Origin of the sequence: Sphingomonas sp. BK069, from assembly GCF_014193405.1 — a bacterium.
GTDB lineage: Bacteria > Pseudomonadota > Alphaproteobacteria > Sphingomonadales > Sphingomonadaceae > Sphingomonas.
This window is the reverse complement of record NZ_JACHZH010000006.1, coordinates 47,505-72,496: the sequence shown is the minus strand read 5'-3', so window position 1 is coordinate 72,496 and position 24,992 is coordinate 47,505. Positions and strand designations below refer to the sequence as shown.

The window sequence follows — 24,992 nt, the reverse complement described above, 5'->3', positions numbered from 1 at the left end:
TGGTGAAAAGAGGAAGCGGGTCGGGGAGCGGCGCCGTGCTCAGAGCAGCAGGCGCAGCGCCAACGAGGTGGTGCGGCCGTTGACCGAACGGGCGCGAACGATGCCGTTCGCCGGGATCGTCGCATTCTCGGACTCGGTGAAGCCGAGCACGTCGAAGGCGTTGTTGCTGTTGAGCGAGAGCTGCACCCGCTCGGTGAGATGATAGGTCGCGAACGCGTTGACGGTGGAGAAGCCCGGCAGCTTCAGCTTGTTGACGTCCTGCGCGAAGCTGCTCGTGGTGCCGACGACATTGGCGCCGAGCTCGATCAGCCCCAACGTCAGCTCGGGCGTGGTCTGGAAGATGAAGCGTGCCTGGCGCCGCGGCACATGGCCGATGGTGCTGGGATCGATCTGGTCGATCGCGATCCTGCTGTCGGTGAAGGTCGCGCCGGCGGTGAGGCTGAAGACCTTGCCCGTGAGCGCTCCCTCCGCCTCGATGCCGTGCGCGCGATAGACGCGGTCGATGAACGAGCCGGGCGTGGTGATCTGCGCGTTCTGCTCGCCGGTGCGCGCCCAGAAGCCGGTGAGATCGAGCCGCGCGCCGTCGCGGCGGTACTTCAGCCCGCCCTCGACCTGCTCGACCCGGTCCACGGCGGCGCGGCGGTTGGTCAGCGCGCCGGTGGCGACGTCTAGCCCGGGGCCGAACAGCAGCCGGTCCGAGTTGGTGCGGGCGCCGCGGCTGTAGCGCGCGAAGACCGCGAACGGCTCGGCGACGCGCCAGTTGATGCCGGTCGAGTAGGACAGGTAATGCCAGCCGTAGAAGACCGGCGCCGGGCTGCCGAGCGGCAGCGCCGCGACACGCTGCTCCGCCGCCGCGATCGTGCCGTCCCCGTTCATGTCGCGCGCGATGAGCTTGGGGCGATCCCCGCCGAGGTCCGAGCCATAGATCAGCCCGGCGGCGTCGCCGAAGTCGTAGCGCAGGCTGCCGCCGATCGAGACGCGGCCGAGCTTGTAGTTGAGCGAGCCGAACGGCGCGTTGGTGTGATAGTCGACGCGGTGGCGACGGTGGCAGCAGTCACCGAAGAAGCTGGCGCTGTAGCCGTAGAAACCGTCCTGCGTCACCGGCACGCCCTGCGCGTCGTAGAGGTCGATCATCGCCGCGGTGCCGCGGCCGCGCAGCTCGAGCAGGTCCGATGTCCACAGCCAGTCGGTGTGGACGTCCTGGCGCGAGCGGTAGAAGCCGAGCGTGCTGGTCAGCTCGCCGCGCCCGATCGGGTCCACGCGGCTGGCACGCAGATCGTTGAACAGGTTGCCGAAGCTGTTGATCTTGGCGTCGAAGACGATGTTCTCGACGAGCAGGCCGTTGCCTGCGCCGAGCTGGCCCGGCCGCGCGATGGCCTGTCCGGGCTGCGCCCCGCTGGCGTAGCGCAGGGTCGCGCCGGCGCCGCCGAGCGCGGTGGCGATGTCGCTCGCGCCGTCGATCGCGGCGGGGAAGTTGGCGATGAAGCGGCCAGTGATGCTGGTGAAACGGAAGCGATCGATCACCGTCCAGCCGGCGAGCGTCGCCTGCGCCTCGAGCCCAACCGCGTTGACCACCGGATGCATGCCGTCGCGCAGGTCGTGGACGCTGCGGCGGTTGGCGCCGTCCAGCGTGACGTTGGGCAGCGCGTAGCGCGAATAGAGCGCGTCATGGCCGATATCGAAGCCGGGAAGGCTCTCGTAACGCGGGTCGGCGTCGCTGCCGGTCACGCGCACCGGGTTGGGCATGTAGCTGACGGTGCGGTCGTCGAGCGCCTTGCCGTAGAGCCGCACGTAGCCGCCGTCGAACTCCTTGGTGAGGTTGAGCTTGATCTGGCCGCCGCGGTTGCCGTCATAGCCGATCCGCCGCGGCCCTTCGCCCTGGCGGACGAAACCGCCGACGTGGAAGCGCCAGCCGTCGCCGAGCCGCCCGCCATAGTCCAGGTCGAGGCGATGCTCGCCATAGTCGAGCCCGGTGAGCAGCTGCACCGCCCCGCCCTCGGTCTCGCCGGTCTTGGAGATCAGGTTGATCACGCCGCCGGGCGAGTTGGACGCGAAGGTCGAGGCCGAGCCGCCGCGCACCGAGGCGATGCTGGCGACGCCCAGGTCGGCGCGCAGGAAGATGTCGGCGTTGCCGAAAACCAGGTCGCCGTACTCGACGAGCGGGAGGCCGTCCTCCTGCAGCTGCAGATACTTGCCTCCACCGGTCGCCATCGGGAGCCCGCGGATCGAGAGATTGGCGTTGCCCTCGCCGCCCGAACTCTCCGAGCGGATGCCGGGAATGTTGCGGAAGATCTCGGCGACCGAGCGCGGCGCGATCTTGTCGATGTCGCTGGCGAGCAGCTGGCTGGTCGAGACCGCGGTGTCGAGCCGGTCGCGCCCGCGCGCCACCGCGGTGACGACCACGTCGCGGCGCGGTGTCGTCGCGTCGGGCGTGGCGGCGACCTCGTCCCGGTCGTTCGTCGCGGGCGCCTGCTGCGCGGCGGCGAGCTGCGGCACGCCGACTCCTAACGGTACGCAGGTGAACAGAAGCAAGGTCTTAATATGCACGGCGCGCCCCTTATTGTCTGGCGCCCCTATGATAAGTCGGATTGATGATGGTGCTGCGGCAACGAAGATTGCGCCAGATCAGATCAAAAGGTGAAGCCGCTGATTGGCGGGCCGTTTAATTCTACTTACGATATAGAAAATCACCGGTCTGGGTCACCACTGGTGTCAGCGACGGAGTATACTGCGGCATCAACCTCCCGCTCGCGGCGGGGGTGGATCGCGATCTGCCTTCACCGATCCGTGCTCGGGCGAACGCCGGAGCCCAGGGCGGCACGCACGACGTTCGTGGCCCTGGGCTCCGGCGTTCGCAGGAGTACTCCACTGGTTTAAACCCGGTGGATGACCCACCAAGCGATGCGACCCGGCGCGATCAGTCCTCGCCGGTCGCGCTCGCCGCGCGCGCGCGGTCGGGCGTGGTGCCCTCGCCCGCGAACGGGGTGAGGCGGAAGGTCACGCGCGTCGGCTCCAGCCGGGTCCGGTACTGCGGCATCGGCAGCCCCGCCTGGCTCCACTCGGTGTCGCCGCCGACGCCCCATTGCGCGGAGTCGACCAGCAGCGTGACCTGGCCGTGCGGCACCACGTCGGTCGACTTCCACGTGCCCGGCGTGTGTCGGTCGAGATCGGCATAGGGGAAAGCCAGCGCGTTCATCATCAGCGGTCGGTCGCCCTGCACGCGCACGCCGCGCCCGCCGCCCGAGAGCTCCATCCAGCGCACGTCGACCTTGTTGCCGGTCTCCTGCGGGCGGATGAAGTCGTGGTTCTGCTCGGCAATCTTGCCGCGCCACAGTCCGATCGGCGCCGAGGTCTTGCGATCCACATAGCTCTCGTGCGGCCCGCGGCCGTACCATTCCACCTCGGTAACGTCGGTCGGCATCGCGAAGGCGAGACCGACGCGGAACGGCGCGGGCAGGTCGGTCTTCACCGGCGTGAACTGGCCGTCGATCGCGACGCTGCCGTCCGCCGTCATGGCATAGCGGGTAGTGAAGGTCGCGGCGCCGTCGCCGAGCGCATAGTCGACCGTCACCTCGGCGCCGGCGTCGGTGCGCGCGCTGCGCACCGCGGTCACCCGGCGCGTGTCGCTCATCGCCTTCCACATCGCCAGCTTGCGGTCGGTGCCGATACCGATGTCATTGTCGGTCACCGCGCGCCAGAAATGCGGCGCGCCGCCGCTCGCGAGCGTGCGCCCGCCCTGCGCATAGTCGCGCACCAGCCCGGTGGCGCGATCGATCGTGAGCGTCGCGCCGTTCGCCGACACGGTCACCGCGCCGCTCGCCTGCTTGAGCGCCACCGCGCCCGTCGCAACGGCCGGCGCGGTGGCCGCGCCCGGCTGCACCTGGAACTGCTCGAAGCCGAGCAAGGTACCGCCCGCCACGCCGGGGATCGCGCCCTCCCTGGCGCGGACATTAACCGTGACGAAATATTCGGCGCCCGCGCGGCGCTGATAGCCCGTGAGCGGCAGCGTGATCGCCTCCGCGCCGCGCGCGGGCGTGGCGAGCGGGGCGAGCGCACCCTTGGCGACGGGTACGCCATCCTCTTCCAGCTCCCAATCGAAGCTGAAGCCCGACAGGTCGCGGAAGTCGTGGCGGTTGCGCACCGTCACGCGGCCCGTGGCGGGATCGAAGCCGTCGAACTGCGCCGGCGCATAGACCTTGCGCAGCTCATACAGTTGCGGGTTGGGCGTGCGATCGGACTGGAGCAGCCCGTCGCCGAACTCAATGTCGCCGCCCGGGTTGGGGCCGTACTCGCCGCCGTCACCCCAGTAGCGGCGCCCGTCCTTGGTATAGCGGTACATCGACTGGTCGACCCAGTCCCACACGAAGCCACCCTGCAGCTTGTCGGGGTGAGCGTAGATCGTGTCCCAATATTCCTTCAGGTTGCCGCCGGTCTGACCCATCATGTGCGCGTACTCGCACTGGATCATCGGCTGCTTGAAGCGCCAGTTGACGGCATAGTCGCGCATCTTCTCGACCGTGTCGTACATCGGCGCGTAAATATCGGCGAAGTAGTTCGGGCGATGGTCGTGGACGCCTTCCCACGTCCCCCAGCCGAGATAGCTGAGCAGCCGCGACGGGTCGCGCTGCTTGGCCGCCGCCGCGCCCGCCTCGAAGTTCGGCCCGATCCCCGCCTCGTTGCCAAGCGACCAGAAGATGATCGAGGCGTGGTTCTTGTCGCGCTCGATCATGTTGGTGACGCGGCTGACATGCGCGTCTTTCCACGCCGGGTCGAAGCCGATCTGGTATTTGGCGCGGTCGTCGGGGTGATTGTTGCCCGCCTCCATATAGGCGTGGCTCTCGACGTTGGCCTCGTCCATCACATACAGGCCATACTGGTCGGCGAGCTCGTACATATACGGGTCGTTGGGATAGTGCGACATGCGCAGCGCGTTGATGTTGTTGCGCTTCATCAGCTGCACGTCGCGCTCCATCGAGGCGCGCGTGATGGTGTGGAAGGTCTCCGGGTCGTGCTCGTGGCGGTTGACGCCGCGGATCGTGATCGGCCTGCCGTTGACCGTCACGCGGCCGTCGATGATCGCGACGGTGCGGAAGCCGATCCGGCGCGCGCTCGACTCGATCAGCGCGCCCTTGGCGTCGTACAGCTCGACCAGCAAAGTGTAGAGGTTCGGCGTCTCCGCGGTCCACGGGCGCACGTTCGCCACGGTGCCGCTCAGCGTCACCTCGCGCTCGCCCGGCCCCGCCGGCACGGCGGCGCGCGCCTGCTGGAGGAGACGATCGCCGTCCATCAGCGCGTAGCGCGCGCTCGTCGCGGCTGTGCCGGTCACCGCCACCTCGACCGCGAGCTTGCCGTCGCGATAGGCGTCGTCGAGCCCGGCGTGGACGAACACGTCGCGCACGCGCGTCCTGGGCGCGGCGAGCAGGTAGACCGAGCGCTCGATCCCCGAGACGCGCCAGAAGTCCTGATCCTCGAGGTAGCTGCCGTCGGACCAGCGGTGGATCTGGATCGCCACCGTGTTGCGCCCCGGTTTGACGAAGCGGGTGACGTCGAACTCGCTCGGCAGCTTCGAATCCTCGGAATAGCCGACCTTCTCGCCGTTGACCCAGACGTCATAGGCCGAGCCTGCCGCACCGATGTGGAGGATCACGTCGCTGCCCTGCCAGCCCGCGGGCACGTCGACGTCGCGGCGGTAGGAGCCGACCGGGTTGGTCGCATGCGGGATCAGCGGGCGGTTGGCCGGGAACGGGTAGGTGACGTTGTTGTAGCGCGGCTGGTCGAAGCCCTGCGCCTGCCAATCGCCGGGGACCTTGATGTCCTTCCAGCCCGCGACGTCGAAGTCGGGCTTCTCAAACCCCGCGGGCAGGTCGTCGGAACTGGGGGACAGCGCGAACTTCCACGTCCCATCGAGCGCGACATAGCGCGACGAGCGCGCCTCCTCCCCCGCCTGCGCGAGCGCGCGCGTCTCAAAAGGGAAGCCGGTGGCGTGCGCGGGCAGCTTGTTGCGCGCGTTGACCGCGGGGTTCTCCCAGTCGGGCCGTGACGCATCGACCTGCACCGGTTGCACCTGCGGCAGCCCCTGCGCGACCGCCTTCGATCCGAGCGGCGTGACCAGCGACGCGGCGGCGACGCCGGCGAGCAACAGCGAGCGCATTCCCTCTTTCCTCCCGTGCGGGCAGCCTTCCGCCACCCTGCTATTGTCTGACGATAATACCACGCCGCAGCGGCACAAGCGGTCTCGCGCAAGCCGCTGATGTTGAGCGCAAACCATTGCTGAGGGCGCGCAAGACTCGGGCGACGTCCGACGGTGTCACGCCAGTTTCACGCGCGCTTTCTAGGGAGCGCGCATGATCCGTCTCGCCCGCACGCTCGCTCTCGCCACCCTCCTCGCCGCCCCGGCCGCGGCGCGCGACGCCGGGCCGCTGCGACTCAACGACGTGCAGGTGATCGGTACGCACAACAGCTACAAGCGCGCGATGCCCGCCGCGACGATGGCCCGGCTGCGCGCCGCCGACCCGAAGCTCGCCGACGCGCTCGATTACGCGCACCGTGACCTGACTGAGCAGCTCGACAAGGGCGCGCGCCAGCTCGAGATCGACGTCAACTACGATCCGCAGGGCGGCCATTACGCGCGCGGGTCGGACGATCCGGCGCTGCGCCGGCCGGGCTACAAGGTGCTCCACATCCCCGGCATCGACAATTCGTCGAACTGCGTGCTGCTGACCGAGTGCCTGACGATCATCCGCCGCTGGTCCGACGCGCACCCGCGCCACGTGCCGATCATGCTGATGTTCAACGTCAAGGACGAGCAGAATGCGGCGCGGGGCGGGATCGACTCGGTCGTGCCCGACGCCGTAGGTTATGACGCGCTCGACGCCGAGATCCGCGCGGTGCTGCCGCCGGCCAAGCTGATCACCCCCGACGACGTCCAGGGCCGCTACCCGACGCTGCGCGAGGCGGTGCTGGCGAACAACTGGCCGACGCTCAAGCAGGCGCGCGGCAAGATCCTGTTCGCGATGGACGAGACGCCGGCGAAGGTAGCGCTGTACCGCGGTGCGCGGCGATCGCTGGAAGGGCGCGTGTTCTTCATCAACACCGACGAGGACTCGCCCGCGGCGGCCTATCTCACGCTCAACGAGACGATGGCGGACGCCGCGCGCATCCGCCGCGACGTCGCCGCGGGCTATCTCGTGCGCACCCGCGCCGATGCCGAGACGCGCGAGGCGCGGAGCAATGACACGCGCCGTCGCGACACCGCGCTGGCGAGCGGGGCCCAGTATGTGTCGACCGACTATCTCTGGCCCGACCCGCGTTTCCGCGGCGGCTATCACGTGGCGCTGCCGGGCGGCGGCGTGGCGCGCTGCAACCCGGTGCGCCGGCCGAAGGGGTGTTCGATCGGCGAGCGGTGAGCAGGGAGCGGGAGGCATAAGCGACGGCAACTCTCCGGCGTCGCGCGGCCGGAGCCCTTCCGTTGCCCCCCGACGCAGCTAACGCAACCTTTACCAGCGCTCGGCTAAGCCACTCAGCGATGACCGCGCACTTCCTCATCCAGGTCGACGTGCCGCGCGCGCTGGTGCGCATCACCATGTCGGGCTTCTTCGACGCCGCCGCGATCGCGCGTTTCCTCGCCGCGCGCGACGCCGCCCACGCCCTGCTCACCTGCGGCGCGAACGCGCATGTCACGCTCGTCGACATCCGCGAGATGGACATCCAGGCGCAGGGCAGCGTCGCCGAGTTCCGCGCCGTTCTCGCCGACCCGCGCCACGCCTCGCGCCGCCTCGCCTTCGTCGTCGCCCGCTCGCTCGCGCGCTCGCAGATCCGCCGCGCCGCGGCCGAGCGCGCCGCCTGCTATTTCGAGACGGTCGAGCAGGCCGAGGTCTGGCTGCTCGGCGCGGAGTCGGCGGCGGCGTAGCGGCGAACGTCGGCTCGCCTCACACACCAGCGGCGCAGCGTCAGCGCCTTCCCGGCCCAATCGATGTCCTCGCGCTAGAAGGCGGCCGTGCCGTGCCGATGGTCGGGCACAATCCCGATCGGCGGGATCGGCACGCGGTAGGTGGTCGCCGCACCGTCGGCGAGCGTCTCGTCCTCCAGCCCGAGCGCGGCGCCGTCGTGCCCCGGCGAAGCCCGGGGCCAGGTGGGAGACGGCAGTGACCGCCACCCAGATCACTCCAACGGGCTCCCGGCCCTAAGCGGGGAACGGATGAGCGACGCTCGTTGATTGATCAATCGCGCCTTTTCCGTGGCGGTCCGCCGCTTTGCTCTGTCCTACATAGAACAGGTGTGGAACATAAGTCGCGGCGTGACCCGATTCGGCGATCTCGCCCGTTGAGATGGAGGTAAGTCGCCCGCCATGCGCCCACCCGTCCCACCGCCGGCCGCGCTCGCCGTCGCGCTGCTGCTCACCGGCTGTGCGACGAACGCGGTGCGGGTACAGGCCGCGTCCGACGTCAGCGCACGCGGGCGCGAGGCGGTCACCGCCACCGCCGCCTATCTCGACTCGGTCGAGCAGCGCCGCCGCGACGCCGCAGCGGCGCTGGTCGCCAGCGACCCGAGCTGCCTGCCTGCCTCGCCGCTGCGGATCCAGGTACCGGTGAGCGCCACCGCTCCGCCGGCATCGCTCTGCCCCGAGGGCGACACGCCCGCGCCCGGCTACACCGTCCTCAGCATCGACGTCGGCACCAGCCCGCGCGCGCTGCTCGAACCGCGCGTCGCGCTGCTCGCCGCCGTCGGCGACTATGTCGAGGCGCTGGCGACGATCCTCGCCGCCCCCCAGACCGACGTCTCCGCCGAGCTGACCGCCTTCGCGGAGCGGGTCGGCCGCGTCGTCGCCGCCGCGGGCGTGCCCGAGGTCGATCCGGCGACGCCGCGCGGCCAAGGCCTGGTCGCCCTCGCCACCTTCGCCGCCGAGCTCGCGCGCGAGGCGCGCACCGCGGGCCAGGTCCGTGCGCTGGTGGACGAGCGCGGCGACGCGGTCGACCGCGCGCTGGCCGAGCTGCGCGGCGAGGTCGAGGGCTGGGGCCGCACCGCCGCGCGCAGCGCCGACGATCTCTACGGGAACGCACTGTTCCGCACCTATCTGCGCCACCGCGCCGACCTCACCGCCGAGCAGCGCGAGCAGCTCGCCGCGCGCGTGTTCGCCGCGCGCGAGGCGGCGCGCACCGGCCCCGCGCGCGTCGCGGCGGTGGCGGACGCGCTCGCGCTGGCGTCCACCGCCCAGGCCGACCTGCGCGCGGCACTGTCCGGGCGGCTCACCCCGGCGCAGCGCCGCGCCGCCGCCAAGCTCAACCTCGACCGGATCGCGCGCGCGCTCGCCCTGGTCACCACCATCGCGCGCCCGCTGTGAGGAGGATGGGATGACCCGCTACGCCGAGGCACTCGCCGCCGCCGACGCGCTCGCCGAGCAGGTGCAATCCTATGTCGCCGACGGCCGCTTCCTGCCGCGCTATTTCGATCGGCTGTTCGGGCTGCGCACGGCCCTGGGCGACGCGCTCGACCATTTCGCGGCGACGCTGATCACCGTGCCGGGCGACGCCGCGGTGTTCGCCGCGGTGCTCGACCGCTCGATCGAGGCGCGGCGCGCGGGCGAGGGGCTGATGCCGAGCGATGTCGCGCTGGAGCGCTACGCTGCCGCGGTGGAACGCGCCACCGCCGCGCTGCGCGCCGAGCCGCCCAACGCCGTCGCTTCGACCCCGTCCCCGCCCCTGTTGCGCGGCGCACTGCGACTGGACCGTGCGCGCGACGAACCGGCGCGGCAGGCCCTCGCGCCACCCACCACGGCAGCCGCCGAGCCTTATTACACCAGCCTGGCCAAGCTGTTCCCGGTCGAGGCGGTGGCGCTGTACCCGCTCGCCGCCGGCATCGCGGGCGAGGACCGCTCGGTGCGGCTGATCCTGATCGCGGTGATCGGCGTCTTCGTCGTCGCGCTGCGCTGGTTCGGCACGCAGGACAGCGGCGGCCAGCCCGACGTCTCCGCGATCGCGGTCGCGCTGGCCTCCTTCCTGCTCTACGCCGCCGCGCTCGGCGGGTTCGGCTACCTGCCCGGCGGCGCCGAGCAGACGCGCCAGCTGCTCGCGTTCGTCACCATCATCTGGGTTGCGCTCGCGCCGCTGTGGCTGCGCCGCGCCCGCCGCTGATCTGCCAAGGAGAGACGCCGATGTGCACGCTCACCCACCGCCACGCGATCCACTGCATCCTGCCACCCTACATCCTCTCGCGCATCGCCGAGCATGGCCCGCCGGAGCTGCGCGGCACGGCGATCCGCGCGCTGCTGGTCGATCCCTCGATCCGGATCGTCCGCGCCACCACCGCCGGGCCGGTGCTGGGCAGCGTCGCGCGGCTGCGCAGCGCCGCGGGCAACATCCTCACGCCGAGCCCGCTGCGCACGATCCGCGACGCCCAGCACAAGCCCGAGGCGCCCGGCGCCACCGTCGTGCGCCGCGAGGGCGATGCGCCGACCGGCGATCCGGCGGCCGACGAGGCGTATGACGGGCTCGGCGCCACCTTCGCGCTCTACTGGGAGGCGTATCAGCGCAACTCGATCGACGACGCCGGCCTGCCGCTCGACGCCACCGTCCACTATGACCAGGACTATGACAATGCCTTCTGGGACGGCACGCAGATGGTGTTCGGCGACGGCGACGGCGCGCTGTTCAACCGGTTCACGCTCGCGCTCGACGTCATCGGCCACGAGCTGACCCACGGCGTCACCGAGAAGGAGGCGGGGCTGGCCTATTTCAACCAGTCGGGCGCGCTCAACGAGAGCATCTCGGACGTGTTCGGATCGCTCGTCAAGCAGAAGGCGCTCGGCCAGGACGCCGCCGCGGCCGACTGGCTGATCGGCGAGGGGCTGTTCACGCCCAAGGTGAAGGGCAGCGCGCTGCGCTCGATGAAGGCACCGGGCACCGCCTATGACGATCCCGTGCTCGGCAAGGACCCGCAGCCCGCGCACATGGACGATTTCGTCCGCACCAACCAGGACAATGGCGGGGTCCATATCAACTCCGGTATTCCCAACCGAGCCTTCTACCTCGCCGCGACGGCGATCGGCGGCAAGGCGTGGGACCGCGCCGGCACGATCTGGTATAATGCGCTGCTCGACCCCAATGTCAGGGCCAACACCGACTTCGCCGCCTTCGCGCGGGTGACGGTGGACGTGGCCGGACGATTGTACGGCGCGGGCAGTGCCGAGGCGACCGCGGTCGGCACGGCGTGGAGCGATGTCGGAGTGAGCTGATGGCGGACGAGGCGGGGTGCGGCGGCGAGGCGCGGATGCGGGTGGAGGGCGGCTTCGCGCATCTGCCCGGCCGCGCGACGGACTCCTGCGTGCCGCTCGAGCGGCTGGGCGGTGACGAGCGCGCCGAGCTGGCGCGGCTCGCCGACGAGGCCAGCTTCTTCGACTGCACGCCCCAGCCCGCCGCACCGAGCCCGGACGCGCGGACCTACACCATCGGGCTGACGATCGATGGCCGCAGCCGCGACTTGCAGCTCGCCGAACCGATCCACGACCCGAGGCTCGCCGCGCTGGTCGCGACGGTGCGCCGAATCACGCGCGAGCGCGGCGGCGCCTGATCGCCCTCGTCAGGCGACGGCGGCGACTCGCTCGTCGCGCGCTCTCTCGGAGCGGCGGCTGCGCGACGCCATCGCGGCCCAGGCGGCCTCGGCCCGCAGGCAGCGGTCGCGCACGTTGTCGAGCGTCGCCGCGTCGGCTTCCTCGCGGCAGCGAACGGCGTTGGCGGTGAAGGTCTCGCTGTCGCGCATCTTGGGCTCCTCCTCGCCGGCGCGGGAGAAGCCCGTGCCGGGGCGGACGCGTCGGCCGCGACGAGGGGCAGCGGAACGCGCCGACCTCTCGTCATGACTGCCGTGATCCTCCGCTTCCTGCCTCAACGCGCCATGGCGCGTTCCGGGCGCATCGCGAAGGAGATAAGCCGCCCGTGCCGCTGATACGCGGAGACACCCTCCCGGCGCCCGTCACCTGCCGCGCTGGCGCACCGCCTGCTCCACCGCCGCCAGCAACGTGGCGCCGCGATAGGGCTTGCGCAGCAGCTCGACGCCGTCGGGCAGCGCGCCATCGTCCTCGACATGGCCGGTGACCATCAGCACCGCGACGTGCGGCCACGCGGCGCGTAGCTGCTCGATCAGCTCGGCGCCCGAGCGACCGGGCATGATGAAGTCGGTCACGACCACGTCGACCGGCTCCCGCGTCGCCAGCAGCGCCAGTGCCTCGTCCACGTCCGCCGCCTCAGTCACCGCGTGACCGGCCTCGGCGAGCACCTCGGCGGTAGCACGCCGCACACGAAGATCATCGTCGACCAGCAGGATCGTCAGCGCGCTGGTGCCCGCCGCCGCCGCGGCGAGCGGCGCCGCGACCGCCGGTCGCGCGCTGCACGGCAGCACGATCCGCGCGCTCGTCCCCCGGCCCGGCTCGCTCTCCAGCACGAAGGCCCCGCCCGACTGCGAGGCGAAGCCATCGACCATCGACAGCCCCAGACCGGTTCCCTTGCCGATCGGCTTGGTGGTGAAGAAGGGGTCGATCGCGCGCGCGATCGTCGCCGCGTCCATGCCGCTGCCGGTGTCGGAGACGGTGATCGCGACATAGTGGCCGGCGGCGAGACCCGCCGTATGCCGCGGCTCGGCGCGCGCGACCGAGAGCCGCAGCGCGCCGCCGTCGGGCATGGCGTCGCGCGCGTTGATGACGAGGTTGAGGATGGCGAGCTCGAGCTGCCCGCGATCGGCCTCGGCCGCGCAGAGCTCGGGCGCGACCGCGACCGTCATCGTGATGGCGGGCGTCAGCGACTTCTCGACGAGGTCCATCAGCCCGTCGACCAGCGCCGCGAGCTCGACCGGCTCGGGCGAGAGCTGCTGCTGCCGCGAGAAAGCGAGCAGCCGGCTGACCAGCAGCCGCGCGCGCTCGGCGCCGGCCATCGCGACGTCGACGTGGCGCGTCGACGCGGCGTCGGCGGCGTGGCGCCGCAGCTGCTCCAGGCTGATCATGATCGGCGTCAGCAGGTTGTTGAAGTCGTGCGCGACGCCGCCGGTGAGCCGGCCGAGCGTCTCCATCCGCTGACGCTGCAGCTCGGAGGCGTCGCGGCGACGCAGCTGGCGCAGCTCGCCCACGAGCAGCCGCCCGAGCAGTGCCAGCAGCAGGATGCAGAGCGCCGCCGCAGCGAGCAGCAGCAGCACGGCTTGCCGCACCGGGGCGAAGAAAGCCTGCGCCGGCGCGGTGATGCGGACCGACCAGCGCGCCCCGCTCACCGGCATCCACAGCTCGACCGGGCGCGGGTCGGTGTGGACGAGCGGGGCGGCGTCGCGCGGCACCATCAGCGCGGGGCCGGCGGGGGTGATGATCGAGGCGGTCCAGCCCGGCGCGAGCGGCTCGACGCGGAGCAGCCGCTCGAGCCGCGCGGCGGGCACCAGTGCGGCGACGACATAACGCACCTGCCCTGCCCGGCCCACCGGCACGGCGACGGGGAAGACCCGCGCACCGTCGCTCGCGACCGAGAAGGTACCGATCTGCGGTTCGGCGCGGTCGCGCAGTCGGCGCAGCACCGCCGCGTCGAGACCGGCGAGCGGCGCCGCCGCCGTACCGACCGGCGCCGTACCGAACACCACGCGCCCCTCGACGTCCGCCAGCACGATCGCGTGCCAGTCCTGCTGGTTCGCGAGGATGCGGCGCGCCAGCGTCGCGAAGCGCGCCACGTCCGGCGCGGCGCCGTCGAGCGCGGGCGACTGCGCCACCATCTCGACCGCGGCGACGTTGCTGCGCAGCGTCTGCGAGACCAGAGCAGCGGCGAGATTGGCGTCGGTGCGGCCCCGCGCGGCGACCGCCTCGCGCTCGCTGCGCAGCGTCAGCGCGCCGAACGTGCCGCCCAGCGCCACGATCGGGATCACGCCCGCGAGCACGAGCAGAGCGAGCGAGCGCCTCATGCGTCGATCTCCCTCACCGCCCTCGGTCCCCTTCGTCTCGCACGCGCCCGTCGGACCGCGGCTCCTGGCGCAGGCTACTGACTTAGCGGGAGAAGAACCAGCGGTGATGGCGACTGCCAGGTTATTGCCAGTGGCGTTGCCTCCGCGCGTGGCACGGCTATCCTCATACGGTGAGCCCGCTTCCTTCCCACCCCCCACGAACGTCGCCACTTCGGATCACGGCTGCCGCCGCGCTGCTCGTGCTCGGCGCGCGGGCCGATGCCGCCGAGCCAGACGCCGCGCGCTGGCGTCGCCACGCCGCCGCGGCGACGATCACGCGCGACGACTGGGGCATCCCGCACGTCCACGGCCGCAGTGACGCGGACGCGGTGTTCGCGCTGAGCTACGCCCAGGCCGAGGACGATCTCGCGCGCGTCGAAGCCAATTATCTCACCGCGCTCGGTCGCACCGCCGAGGCCGAGGGCGAGGCCGCGCTCTGGGCCGACCTGCGCCAGCGGCTGTTCGTCGATGAGGCCGAGCTGCGCGCGACCTATTCCGCCTGCCCGCCGTGGCTACGCGCGCTGACCCAGGCCTGGGCGGACGGACTCAACTTCTATCTCGCCTCCCATCCCGCGGTGCGGCCGCGCGTGCTCACCCGCTACGAGCCGTGGATGGCGCTGAGCTTCACCGAAGGCAGCATCGGCGGCGACGTCGAGCGCGTCCCGCTGAGCGCGCTGCGCAGCTTCTATGATCGCCCGACCCCGCCCACGCCGGAGGAGCGCGGTGTGGTACCGCGCGAGCCGTCGGGCTCGAACGGCATCGCCATCGCGCCGCGGCTCACCCGCGACGGGCATGCGCTGTTGCTGATCAACCCGCACACCAGCTTCTACTTCCGCTCCGAGGCGCAGCTGAGCAGCGACACCGGGCTGAACGTCTATGGCGCGAGCACCTGGGGCCAGTTCTTCGTCTACCAGGGCTTCAACGCGCACGCCGGCTGGATGCACACCTCGTCGACCGTCGACAACGTGGATGCGTTCGCCGAGTGGGTCGAGCGCCGCGGCGCCGGCTGGACCTATCGCTACGGCACGGCGCGGCGCGCGGTCACGGCGCGCCCGGTCACGCTGCGCTACCGCCGCGCGGACGGGACGATGGCGGAGCGGCGCTTCACCACCTGGCGGACGCATCACGGTCCGATCACCGCGGCGCGCGACGGGCGCTGGATCGCGACCGCGCTGATGTGGCGGCCGCGCCCCGCGCTCGAGCAGAGCTGGCTGCGCACCCGCGCCACCGATCTCGCCGCCTACCTCGCGGTCGCCGAGCGCAAGGCCAATTCCTCCAACGACACGATCTTCGCCGACGACAAGGGCGAGATCGCCTTCCTCATGCCGCAGTTCATGCCGCGTCGCGACGATCGCTTCGACTACACCCGCCCGGTCGACGGCAGCGATCCGCGCACCGACTGGCGCGGCCTGCACCCGCTCGCCACGCTGCCGAGCGTGCTCCGCCCGCGCACCGGCTGGGTCCACAATACCAACGACTGGCCGTGGAGCGCGGCGGGCGCCGACAGCCCGCGCGCCGCCGACTACCCGCGCTACATGGACCAGACCGGCGGCAACGCGCGCGGCGAGCACGCCGACCTGCTGCTCCAGGGCAAGAGCGGCTGGACCGCCGAGACGCTGCGCGCCGCCGCCTATGATTCATACCTGCCCGCCTTCGCCCGGCTGCTACCGCCTCTGGCGGCGGCATGGCATGCGCTGCCGGCGACCGATCCGCGACGCGGGGCGCTGGCAGCGCCCATCGCCGAGCTGGAGCGCTGGGACCATCGGTGGGCGGCGGGGTCGGTCGCGACCAGCCTCGCGGTGTTCTGGGGTGATCAGCTGTGGCGCGAGGTCGGCGACGCCGCGCAGGCCGAGCGCGTCAACGTGCCCGACTATATCGCGACGCGCGTCACCGCCGCGTCCAAGCTCGTCGCGCTGGAGGCGGCGGTGGCGCGGCTCACGCGCGACTTCGGCACGTGGCGCACCCCCTGGGAGCGGATCAACCGCTTCCAGCGGCTCGACGACTCGATCGCGCCGCACTTCGACGACGCGCGTCCTTCCATGCCGGTGCCCTTCACCTCGGCGCAATGGGGCAGCCTCGCCTCCTTCGGCGCCAAGAGCTGGCCGGGAACGCGGCGCTACTACGGCACGAGCGGCAACAGCTTCGTCGCGGTGGTCGAGTTCGGCCCGCGCGTGCGCGCGGCGGCGGTGATGGCGGGCGGACAGAGCGGCGACCCGGCGTCGCGCCACTTCGCCGATCAGGTGGGGCGCTATGCGAGCGGAGCGCTGCGGCCGGTGTACTTCTACCCCGACGAGTTGGCAGCCCATGTCGAGCGGCGCTACCGGCCGGGAGAGTGAGGAGGCCGCGCCTTGCCTTACCTACTATCATCCTGACCTTGTTTCAGGATCCACGGTGCCGCACACTCAGGCGCGTGAGGCGCTCGCGGTCCGGTGAATCCTGAAACAGGTTCAGGATGACGCCGAACGGGCGAAGCTTAGGGCCGAGCAACAAGCTCGCTTCACCCCTTCACCTCCAGCCGTGGCACCAGCAGGTGCACCAGCAGCAGCGCCAGCAGATAGGCGCTGCCCGCCCAGACGAACACCGGCAGGTAGCTCCCCACGCGCTCCAGCACCTCGCCGACGTAGCGCGCCATGATCATGCCGCCCACCGCGCCCGCCGCCCCGCCGATCCCCATCACCGAGGCGACCGAGCGCGACGGGAAGGTGTCCGACACCATCGTGTAGAGGTTGCTCGACCAGCCCTGGTGCGCCGCCGCCGCCACGCCGATGATCGCCACCGCCGCCCACAGGCTGGAGACGGTGGTGGCGAAGAAGATCGGCAGCACCAGGATCGCGCTCGCCAGCAGCGCCAGCTTGCGCCCGGCGTTGACGCTATAGCCGCGCTTGATCAGCCAGGACGACAGCCACCCGCCGCCGATGCTGCCGACGTCGGCGAGCAGATAGACCGCGATCAGCGGCGGACCGAAGGTCTTGAGGTCCAGCCCGTGACGCTTGGCGAAGAAGTCGGGCAGCCAGAACAGGAACAGGTACCACACCGGGTCGGTCAGGAACTTGGCGACGACGAACGCCCAGGTGCCGCGGTGGCGGAACAGCGACGCCCAGGTCGGCCGCGGCGCCGCCGCGTTGCGCTCGTCGGCGTGCTGGTCCGAGGTGATATAGGCCAGCTCCTCGGGCGACACGCGCGGGTGCTGTGCGGGCGCGCGATAGAAGGCCAGCCACGCCGCCAGCCAGGCGAACCCCAGCAGCCCGGTGATGATGAAGGCGGCCTGCCAGCCATAGGTGAGCGCGATCACCGGCACGACGATCGGTGTCGCGATCGCGCCGACATTGGCGCCGGCGTTGAGGATGCCCGCGGCGAGCGCGCGCTCCTTCTTCGGGAACCACTCGGCGACCGACTTGATCGCGGCGGGGAAATTGGCGGACTCGCCCAGCCCGAGCGCGAAGCGCGCCAGCGCGAAGCCGCTCGGGCTGCGCACCAGCGCGTGGAACAGCGCGGCGAGGCTCCAGATGACGATGGCGGCGGCATAGCCGATCTTCGAGCCGACCCGGTCGATGATCACGCCCGATGCGAGCAGCCCGATTGCATAGGCCGCCTGGAACCAGGAGACGATCATGCCATAGTCTACCTCGGTCCAGCCGAGTTCGGTCTGCAGCGTCGGCTTGAGGATGCCGATGATCTGGCGGTCGATATAGTTGATCGTCGTGGCGAAGAAGAGCAAAGCGCAGATCGTCCAGCGCACACGCCCGCGCGGCCTGACCGCCGGCGGACTCACTTCAGCTGCTGAACTCACTCGACCCTCCCCGGGGCGACACCCGCCACCCGCTTGATTCAACCCGCGCGCAGCCGCGCGTCGAGCGCCGCGCGGTCTTCCGCGTCGGCCTGCCAATGATCGGCGAACAGCCCGCGCTCGCCGAAGAGCGCCGCGACGATCCCGCTCTCGCCGACCTCGCGCCACAGCGCCGCGAGCCGCTCCGCCATCGGATCGTTGACCGGCGCGCCGTCGCCGCGGACGTGACGCAGCCACGCCGCCAGCGCGGTAAGCGTCGCGGGCGAGCGCCGCCCCTCGGCGGCGTTGGCGCGCAGGGTCGCGAGCCAGCGCTGCGGGATCTTCTGCGAGCCATCCATCGCGATCTGGATCAGCGCGTGCGGTAGCGCGGGGTTGGCGAAGCGCGCGAACAGCGCGTCGGCGTAGGCGCCCAGGTCCTGCTCCGGCGCCGGGGTGAGGCTGGCGGCGGCCTCGTCGCGCATGAGCGGTTCGACCGTGGCGCGGATCACCGGGTCGGCGACCGCCTGGTGAACGAACTGGTGCCCGCGCTCCAAACCGAGATAGGCGAGCGCCGAATGGGCGCCATTGAGCATCCGGAGCTTGGCGAACTCGTACGGGGCGACGTCAGCGACCAGTTGCGCCCCCGCCAGCTCCCAGCGCGGGCGGCGCGTCGCGAACCGGTCTTCGATCACCCATTGCATGAAGCGCTCGGTGGTCACCGCGGCGGCGTCGTACAGGCCGATCGCGGCGGCGGTGCGCTCCAGGTCGGCGTCGCGCGCGGCGGGGACGATGCGATCGACCATCGTCGACGGGCAGGCGCATTCCGCCTCGAACCACGCGCGCAGGCCAGGATCGCCGCGATCGAGCCAGGCCCCGAGCGAGGCCGCGAGCGCGGCGCCGTTGTGCGCGAGATTGTCGCAGCTCACCAGCGTGAGGCCACCCACGCCGGCCGCGCGGCGATCCGCGAGCGCGCGCGCGAGATGGTGGTAGATCGTACCGCCCGCCGCCTCGACCGCGGCGACGTCGAGCGCGCCATCAGGGCCGCGGTGATAGCCCTTCTCGGTCACGGTGAGCGTGACCAGCGACGTGGTCGGCGCGGCGAGCACCGCACGCAGCCGCTCGCCGTCGCGCGGCGCCACCAGCATCTCGCGCAGCGCGCCGACCAGCGCGATCCGCTCGCCCGCGGCGGAGCGCTGCGTCACCGTGTAGAGCCCGTCCTGCGGCAGCAGCGCCTCGGCCACCGCGGGCGAGCGCAGCGACACGCCGGTGATCGCGAAGTCGCGGTCGCCCGCCGACATCGCCGCGTCGGTGTAGACCGCCTGGTGCGCGCGGTGGAAGGCGCCGAGCCCGAGATGGACGATCCCGGTCCGCTGCGCCGCGCGATCGTAGTCGGGCCGCTCGACGCTCGCGGGAAGCCGATCGACGGTGGCAGGCGACAGCCGCTGCGCGCCGCTCACAGCCTGTACGCCTTGCGCACGAGCCCGACGGTGAGATCGCGAGCGAGCTCGGCCGCCTCCCAGTCCTCCAGCCGATGCTCGGCGACGAGCCGCGCGAGATAATGGCAGTCGATCCGCCGCGCGACGTCGTGCCGCGCCGGGATGGAAAGGAAGGCGCGCGTGTCGTCGTTGAACCCGACGGTGTTGTAGAAGCCGGCGGTCTCGGTGGTCATCTCGCGGTAGCGCAGCATGCCCTCGGGCGAATCGTGGAACCACCACGCCGGCCCCAGCCGCAGGCAGGGGTAATGGCCGGCGAGCGGCGCCAGCTCGCGCGCGTAGGTGGTCTCGTCGAGCGTGAAGAGGATCAGCGTGAAGCGCGGGTCGTTCCCGACGACGTCGAGCAACGGCTTGAGCGCTTCCACGAACTCGATCCGCAGCGGGATGTCCGCGCCCTTGTCGCGGCCGTGGCTCGCGAACAGCTGGCGGTTGTGGTTGCGGTACGAGCCGGGATGAAGCTGCATCACCATCCCGTCCTCGACGCTCATCTTCGCCATCTCGGTGAGCATCTGCGCGCGGAACAGCTCGGCGTCCGCCGCATCCCAGCCGCCGCCCGCGATGCGGCCGAACAAGGCCTCGGCCTCGGCGGCGGAGAGGTTGGCGGTGCGCGCGCCGGGGTGGCCGTGATCGGTCGCGGTAGCGCCCGCGGCGCGGAAATCGGCGCGGCGCTTGCGGTGCGCGGCGAGATAGCCGGACCAGCTCCACACATCCTCGCCGGTCAGCTCGGCGAAGCGCGCCATCGCCGGCTGGAACTGCTCGTGCTCGACGTCGATCACGCCGTCCGGCCGATAGGTCGTGACGACGCGCCCACCCCAACCAGACTCGCGGATGCGCCGGTGCGAGTCGAGCGGATCGTCCGCACCTTCGGTGGTGGCGAGGAACTCGATCCCGAACCGGTCGAACAGCGCGCGCGCGCGGAAAGCAGGCGTGGCCAGCTGCTCGTTGATGCGGTCGTAATAGAGGTCGGCGGTCTCGCCCTCGAGCGCCACGTCGACGCCGAACACCTCGGCGAAGACATGGTCGAGCCACAGCCGCGACGGCGTGCCGCGGAACAGGTGGTAATGGTCCGCGAAGACGCGCCACGCCGCGCGCGGGTCGGTCGCGGGCGTGCCGGCGCGCGACGGAATCGCCAGATCGTCGAGCGCGACGCCCTGCGAGTAGAGCATGCGGAAGACATAATGGTCGGGCGCGAGCAGCAGCTCGGTCGCGTTCTGCCAGCGTGAGTCCTCGGCGAACCAGCGCGGATCGGTGTGGCCGTGCGGGCTGACGATCGGCAGCCCGCCGATCTCGGCGTAGAGCGCGCGCGCGATGTCGCGCTGCGTCGGATCGCTCGGGAACAGCCGATCGGGATGGAGCCGCAGCGCGCGCGTCATGCCAGCGCCTCCGCCCGCGCGCCGGCATAGGCGTGGGCGATGCCGCGCTCGACGCCGCGCAGCTCGGCCAGCCCGCGCATCCGGCCGAGCAGCGAGTAGCCGGGATTGGTCACGCGCGAGAGGTCGTCGAGCATCTGATGTCCGTGATCGGGGCGCATCGGGATCGAGCGATCCTCGCGCTGCTGGAGGCGGTGGACCGCGGCGACGATCGCCGTCATCCCCGCGTCGCCCTCGAGATGCGCCGCCTCGTGGAACGTTCCCCCGCGCGCGTCGCCGCTCTCGCGCTGGACCGAGCGGAGGTGGAGGAAGCCGATCCGATCGCCCAGCCGGTCGACGATGCCGGGCAGGTCGTTGTCGGGGCGCGCGCCGAACGAGCCGGCGCAGAAGCACAGGCCGTTGGCGCGGCTCGGCACGCGCGCGAACAAGTCGGCGACGTCGGCCTCGGTGCTCACCACCCGCGGCAGGCCGAACAGCGCGAAGGGCGGATCGTCGGGGTGGACCACCAGGTGCAGGCCGAGCTCCTCCGCCACCGGGCAGACCGCCTCGAGGAAGGCGACGTGATGGGCGTGGAGCGCGGCGGCATCCACCTCATCATAGGTGGCCAGGGCGGCGCGGAAGTCCTCGATCGAGAAGCTCTCCTCGCTGCCCGGCAGGCCGGCGATGATATTGCGCGTCAGCCGGCGCCGCGCGTCCTCGTCCATGCCGGCGAGGCGGCGCTCGGCGCGCTCGATCAGGTCGGCGGCATAGTCGCGCTCGGCGCCGTCGCGGCGGAGCACGAAGAGGTCGAAGGCGGCAGCCGCCTCATGTTCGTAGCGCAAGGCGCGCGCGCCATCGGGCAATTCCCAGCCGAGATCGGTGCGCGTCCAGTCGAGCACGGGCATGAAATTATAGGTGACGACCCTGATGCCCGCGGCGGCGAGATGGCGCAGGCTGGTGCGATAGGAGTCGACCAGCTCGTCCCAGCGGGGCCCGCGCGTCTTGATCTCCTCGTGAACCGGCAGGCTCTCCACCACCGTCCAGCCGAGCCCCGCCGCGGCGATGGTCGCGCGTCGCTCGGCGATCGCCGCCGCGCTCCACACGGCGCCGTTGGGCACCTCGTGCAGCGCGGTGACCACCTCGGTCGCGCCGGTCTGGCGGATGTCGCGCAGCGCGACCGGGTCGGACGGGCCGAACCAGCGCATCGTCTGCGTCATCCATCGCACCCGCCCGTCCTGTCGCGCCATCCGCCCGTCCTCGCTGTCGCCCCGAAACATCATCCGCGGCTCAGAACACGAAATTCACCGCCAGCGCAAAGGTGCGGCCGAAATAGGCGGTGTAGAGCGGGTCCTTGCGCACCGTGTCGACGGTGAGCCGGTTGGTCTCGTTGGTGATGTTCTGCACTTCCGCGATCAGTTTCACGTTCTCGGTCAGGTTGTACGAGGCCGAGGCGTCGACGAAGATCGAGCTGGCGTTCGAGGTGGAGTCCGCGTCCACCGAGCCGCTCGGCACGGCGGTGAGGAAGGACGAGCGGTAGTTCACCGTCGAGCGGATGCTGAAGCGGCTGTCCTCATAATAGAGCGTGCCGCTCGCGGTTTCCGGCGACAGGCCGACCAGCGGCGCGGTGCGCGAGAGCGTCGGCGAGATGATATAGTTGATGTTCGACCGCACCCGCGTGAAGTTGCCCAGCGCGCCGAAGTTCTTGAGGAAGCCCGGCAAGAAGGTGAAGGGCAGCTGCACGTTCGCCTCGAAGCCCCGCAGCGGGCCGCCCGGCGTGTTGTTGCTGCGCTGGACGGTGAACTGGTCGCCGGGGCGCAGCTGCGTGCCGTTGAGCAGCGACAGCGGCAGACCGATGTCCTGGAAGGCGACGCTGGCGCTGGTCGTCTGGATGTACGTCTCGATGTTCTTGTAGAAGTACGCCACCGAGAGCAGCGAGCCGGGGCGGAAATACCATTCCAGCGCGGCGTCGAAGGTGTTGGCACGGATCGGTTCGAGGAACGGGTTGCTGAACGAGGCGGTCTGGATCACCAGGTTGGCCGAGCCAGAGGGGATCAGCTGCCCGTAGGACGGGCGCGACATTACCCGTGCCGCCGAGAGGCGCGCGATCAGGTCGGGAGTCACGTCCAGCGCGAGATTCATCGACGGCAGCCAGTCCTCATAGGAGCGGCTCACCTCGGAGATCACGTAGCGTGACGGATAGGCCGACCCCGCTGGCGCGGCGGTGGTGATCGGGCCGTAGGTGTCGAGGCTGGTATGGACGTAGCGCACGCCCGCGTCGCCGCGCAGCGTGACCGGCAGGATGTCCTGCGTGTCGAACTTCACCATGGCGTAGCCCGACTTGTACTTCTCGTCGACGCCACCGTAGGTGCCCTTGGCGCACTCGATGCTGCAATAGACGTAGCTGTCGAGCCCGACCGCGTCGCGGAACTTGTCCGGATCGATCGAGACGAAGTCCTGCAACTGCCCGTCGAGGTTCTTGCCGATGCCGGTGGTGGTAAAGGTGATGTCGGCGAGCGAGACGCCGGTCGGCAGTGCCAGCGGGTTGTTGGTGGCGAGCTGGCGCTCGCGCGCGGTGTATTTGTTGGTGCGATACTGGCCGCCGAACTGGACGGTGAATCCTTGCGCCGGTTTCCAGTCGCCGTTGAGCTCGAAGGTCTTGCTGACGATCGTGTTGCGGCGGATGAAGTTGGAGAGCTGGCCGCGCTGGTCGCCGTTGGCGAGCGGCGGGCCGTATTGGAACAGGGTCGGGTCGGTGGTGTCGATGCCGTAGCCGATCTTGGGGATGTCGGGATTGTCGCGGAAGTCGATCGACCAGTTGCGGCTATCGTTCGAGTCGATCGCCACCTGCAGGCGGTTCACGTCCAGTCGCGACTCGTTGATGCCGGCGAGACCGAACACGCGGAAGCTGTCGGAGAAGCGATGGTCGAAGTTGAAATTGGCCTGCTTATACTCGGAGGTGAAGCGCTCGCTCTGCATTTCCGAGCGCAGGTCGACCCCGTCGAACAGGCCGTGAACCAGCGAGCCGTTGTCGTCGACCTCGATCTCGCGCACCGAGGTGAGCGGCTGGCCGTTGTTCGAGATCGCGCGCCCGAACGAGCGCGCGTCGAAATAGGTGTCGAGCCGGTCGACCTTGAAGCGCGAGTAGAGCCCGTCGAGCGAGATGTCGGTATTGTCGCTGGGCTTCCACTGGAAGGTCAGCGAACCGGCCAGACGCTGCTGATCCTGGCTGCTGCGCACCGGGCGCGGCAGGCGCGGCAGGTAGACGCCGCCGCCCGGCCGACCGTTCACGCCGGTGCGGCTCATGATGTAATCATAGGTCGCCTGGTTGCCGGTGCGCGGATTGTTGGTGCTGCAATTGTTGGCGTCCGAGCCGATCGAGGCACCGCTCGGCTGGGTATAGCCGACGCCGGGGCTGGTCACCGCGCCGCCGTTATAGGTGTAGCCGACGGGCGTGCAGAAGGGGAAGATCACGCCCGCGTTGGCGCTGCCGGTCGGCTGGGCCAGGCCGTAGACCGTGGTCGGCACGACATCGACCGCCGAATAGGCATATTCGTCGATGCGGCGCTTCGAATAGGCCACGCTGGCGAGCACGCCGAACGTGTCGCCGAACTGCTTGGAGACGAGCGCGGACAGGCGCGGATCGACGTCCTTCTTGATGTCGTTGTAGATACCGCGCGCGGTACCGGAGAAGACGAACGACTTCTTCTGGTCGAACGGCTTGGGCGCGCGCAGGTCGACAGTGGCGCCGAGCGAGCCCTCCTCGACATCGGCCGAGGTGGTCTTGCGCACCGACAGCGCCGAGAAGATCTCGGTCGGGAAGGTGACGAAGTCGAACGAGCGGCCGGTGGCAACGCCGCCGCGGATGTCGCTGCCGCTGACCTGCGACACGCCCTCCATGCCGTTGATGCGGACGCGCGTGAACTGCGCGCCGAGGCCGCGCACCGAGATGTTGCGCCCCTCGCCGCCATCGCCGCGCGACAGCGCCACGCCGGGGATGCGCTGCATCGACTCGGCGAGATTCGAATCGGGGAACTTGCCGATGTCCTCGGCGACGATGCTGTCGACCGCGGCGGTCTCGGCGCGCTTCTGGTTGAGCGCGCTGTTGAGCGAGGCGCGGAAGCCGGTGACGACGATGTCGTTGATCTGCGCCTCGCCGCCTTCCTGCACGGGCGATTGCGTACCCTGCGCGTCGGTCGCGGGCGGCGCGGCGGGGGCGCCGGCGGAGACGACGTCGCCGGTGGCGGAGGGTGGCGGCTGGTCCTGCGGCGCGGCCTGCGCGGCGGCGGCGCCCGCGATCAGCGCGGCGAGCCCGCTCGACGACACGAACAGAGCGCATTTGTGGCGACGGTGCATGCCCACATCCCCTCTCCCAATATGCGCACGCTCGTCTCAGGCTCGCTGTGCGCCGGTGGTGCCGCTGCCGTC

Annotated in this window: 16 protein-coding genes; 7 read left to right on the top strand and 9 right to left on the bottom strand. The window is 70.9% G+C overall.

From position 1 onward, the window contains the following. Positions 1–39: 39 nt before the first annotated feature. Both FHY02_RS17265 and FHY02_RS17260 read right to left on the bottom strand, forming a co-directional pair. Positions 40–2,496 carry a TonB-dependent receptor domain-containing protein gene (locus FHY02_RS17265; RefSeq protein WP_311731872.1) on the bottom strand — a complete coding sequence of 819 codons (2,457 nt, stop codon included), beginning with the start codon at positions 2,494–2,496 and terminating at the stop codon, positions 40–42. Positions 2,497–2,917: 421 nt separating this feature from the next. Next, positions 2,918–6,151, bottom strand: coding sequence for a glycoside hydrolase family 2 TIM barrel-domain containing protein (locus tag FHY02_RS17260; protein WP_183924514.1), 3,234 nt, complete (start codon positions 6,149–6,151; stop codon positions 2,918–2,920). A 193-nt stretch (positions 6,152–6,344) separates the two neighbouring features. On the opposite strand from FHY02_RS17260, the gene FHY02_RS17255 reads away from it, so the two are divergent. From FHY02_RS17255 to FHY02_RS17230, 6 genes are all read left to right on the top strand, one after another. Further along, the gene (locus tag FHY02_RS17255; protein ID WP_183924512.1) at positions 6,345–7,406 is read left to right on the top strand and encodes a phosphatidylinositol-specific phospholipase C1-like protein; all 1,062 of its coding nucleotides are present in this window, start codon (positions 6,345–6,347) and stop codon (positions 7,404–7,406) included. Between the two features lie 119 nt (positions 7,407–7,525). After that, entirely contained in the window at positions 7,526–7,909 is a 384-nt protein-coding gene (locus tag FHY02_RS17250) for a hypothetical protein (protein WP_183924510.1), read from the top strand. A gap of 438 nt (positions 7,910–8,347) precedes the next feature. Beyond that, positions 8,348–9,340 (top strand): hypothetical protein, encoded by a 993-nt coding sequence (locus tag FHY02_RS17245; protein ID WP_183924508.1) that lies wholly within the window; start codon positions 8,348–8,350, stop codon positions 9,338–9,340. Positions 9,341–9,350: 10 nt separating this feature from the next. Beyond that, positions 9,351–10,130: a hypothetical protein gene (locus FHY02_RS17240; protein WP_183924506.1), complete on the top strand. Its 780-nt coding sequence runs from the start codon at positions 9,351–9,353 to the stop codon at positions 10,128–10,130. A gap of 20 nt (positions 10,131–10,150) precedes the next feature. Continuing rightward, complete coding sequence (locus FHY02_RS17235) at positions 10,151–11,230, top strand: M4 family metallopeptidase (protein WP_183924504.1); 1,080 nt, start codon at positions 10,151–10,153, stop codon at positions 11,228–11,230. Beyond that, positions 11,230–11,565 carry a protealysin inhibitor emfourin gene (locus tag FHY02_RS17230; RefSeq protein WP_183924502.1) on the top strand — a complete coding sequence of 112 codons (336 nt, stop codon included), beginning with the start codon at positions 11,230–11,232 and terminating at the stop codon, positions 11,563–11,565. The genes FHY02_RS17235 and FHY02_RS17230 overlap by 1 nt, the downstream gene beginning before the upstream one ends. Before the next feature lie 9 nt (positions 11,566–11,574). Here FHY02_RS17230 and FHY02_RS17225 read toward each other — a convergent pair whose 3' ends face one another. Both FHY02_RS17225 and FHY02_RS17220 read right to left on the bottom strand, forming a co-directional pair. After that, positions 11,575–11,754, bottom strand: a complete 180-nt coding sequence (locus FHY02_RS17225; RefSeq protein WP_183924500.1) for a hypothetical protein — start codon at positions 11,752–11,754, stop codon at positions 11,575–11,577. Positions 11,755–11,964: 210 nt separating this feature from the next. Beyond that, a complete protein-coding gene (locus FHY02_RS17220) occupies positions 11,965–13,920 on the bottom strand; it encodes an ATP-binding protein (RefSeq protein WP_183924498.1) in 1,956 nt (651 codons plus the stop codon). A 170-nt stretch (positions 13,921–14,090) separates the two neighbouring features. Between FHY02_RS17220 and FHY02_RS17215 the strand changes: the two genes are divergently transcribed. Then, on the top strand, positions 14,091–16,295 hold the full coding sequence (locus tag FHY02_RS17215; RefSeq protein ID WP_409314217.1) for a penicillin acylase family protein: 2,205 nt from the start codon (positions 14,091–14,093) through the stop codon (positions 16,293–16,295). A gap of 161 nt (positions 16,296–16,456) precedes the next feature. Here FHY02_RS17215 and FHY02_RS17210 read toward each other — a convergent pair whose 3' ends face one another. Genes FHY02_RS17210 through FHY02_RS17190 form a run of 5 tightly spaced genes read right to left on the bottom strand, consistent with a single transcriptional unit; the run spans position 16,457 to position 24,920 of the window. Next, positions 16,457–17,731, bottom strand: coding sequence for an MFS transporter (locus FHY02_RS17210; protein ID WP_311731871.1), 1,275 nt, complete (start codon positions 17,729–17,731; stop codon positions 16,457–16,459). Positions 17,732–17,787: 56 nt separating this feature from the next. Next, positions 17,788–19,182 (bottom strand): mannitol dehydrogenase family protein, encoded by a 1,395-nt coding sequence (locus tag FHY02_RS17205; protein WP_183924494.1) that lies wholly within the window; start codon positions 19,180–19,182, stop codon positions 17,788–17,790. Continuing rightward, positions 19,179–20,591, bottom strand: coding sequence for a glucuronate isomerase (uxaC, locus tag FHY02_RS17200; protein ID WP_183924492.1), 1,413 nt, complete (start codon positions 20,589–20,591; stop codon positions 19,179–19,181). The genes FHY02_RS17205 and uxaC overlap by 4 nt, the downstream gene beginning before the upstream one ends. Next, positions 20,588–21,814 carry a mannonate dehydratase gene (uxuA, locus tag FHY02_RS17195; protein ID WP_260172967.1) on the bottom strand — a complete coding sequence of 409 codons (1,227 nt, stop codon included), beginning with the start codon at positions 21,812–21,814 and terminating at the stop codon, positions 20,588–20,590. Before uxuA ends, uxaC begins: the two co-directional genes overlap by 4 nt. Positions 21,815–21,854: 40 nt before the next feature. After that, positions 21,855–24,920 (bottom strand): TonB-dependent receptor, encoded by a 3,066-nt coding sequence (locus FHY02_RS17190; protein WP_183924490.1) that lies wholly within the window; start codon positions 24,918–24,920, stop codon positions 21,855–21,857. Between the last annotated feature and the right edge of the window lie 72 nt (positions 24,921–24,992).

Coding starts and splice junctions, on each gene's coding strand:
- FHY02_RS17190 (WP_183924490.1), bottom strand. CDS start 24,920: ATGCACCGTCGCCACAAATGCGCTCTGTTCGTGTCGTCGAGCGGGCTC.
- FHY02_RS17245 (WP_183924508.1), top strand. CDS start 8,348: ATGCGCCCACCCGTCCCACCGCCGGCCGCGCTCGCCGTCGCGCTGCTG.
- FHY02_RS17225 (WP_183924500.1), bottom strand. CDS start 11,754: ATGCGCGACAGCGAGACCTTCACCGCCAACGCCGTTCGCTGCCGCGAG.
- FHY02_RS17230 (WP_183924502.1), top strand. CDS start 11,230: ATGGCGGACGAGGCGGGGTGCGGCGGCGAGGCGCGGATGCGGGTGGAG.
- FHY02_RS17255 (WP_183924512.1), top strand. CDS start 6,345: ATGATCCGTCTCGCCCGCACGCTCGCTCTCGCCACCCTCCTCGCCGCC.
- uxaC (WP_183924492.1), bottom strand. CDS start 20,591: ATGACGCGCGCGCTGCGGCTCCATCCCGATCGGCTGTTCCCGAGCGAT.
- FHY02_RS17235 (WP_183924504.1), top strand. CDS start 10,151: ATGTGCACGCTCACCCACCGCCACGCGATCCACTGCATCCTGCCACCC.
- FHY02_RS17250 (WP_183924510.1), top strand. CDS start 7,526: ATGACCGCGCACTTCCTCATCCAGGTCGACGTGCCGCGCGCGCTGGTG.
- FHY02_RS17220 (WP_183924498.1), bottom strand. CDS start 13,920: ATGAGGCGCTCGCTCGCTCTGCTCGTGCTCGCGGGCGTGATCCCGATC.
- FHY02_RS17240 (WP_183924506.1), top strand. CDS start 9,351: ATGACCCGCTACGCCGAGGCACTCGCCGCCGCCGACGCGCTCGCCGAG.
- uxuA (WP_260172967.1), bottom strand. CDS start 21,814: ATGGCGCGACAGGACGGGCGGGTGCGATGGATGACGCAGACGATGCGC.
- FHY02_RS17260 (WP_183924514.1), bottom strand. CDS start 6,151: ATGCGCTCGCTGTTGCTCGCCGGCGTCGCCGCCGCGTCGCTGGTCACG.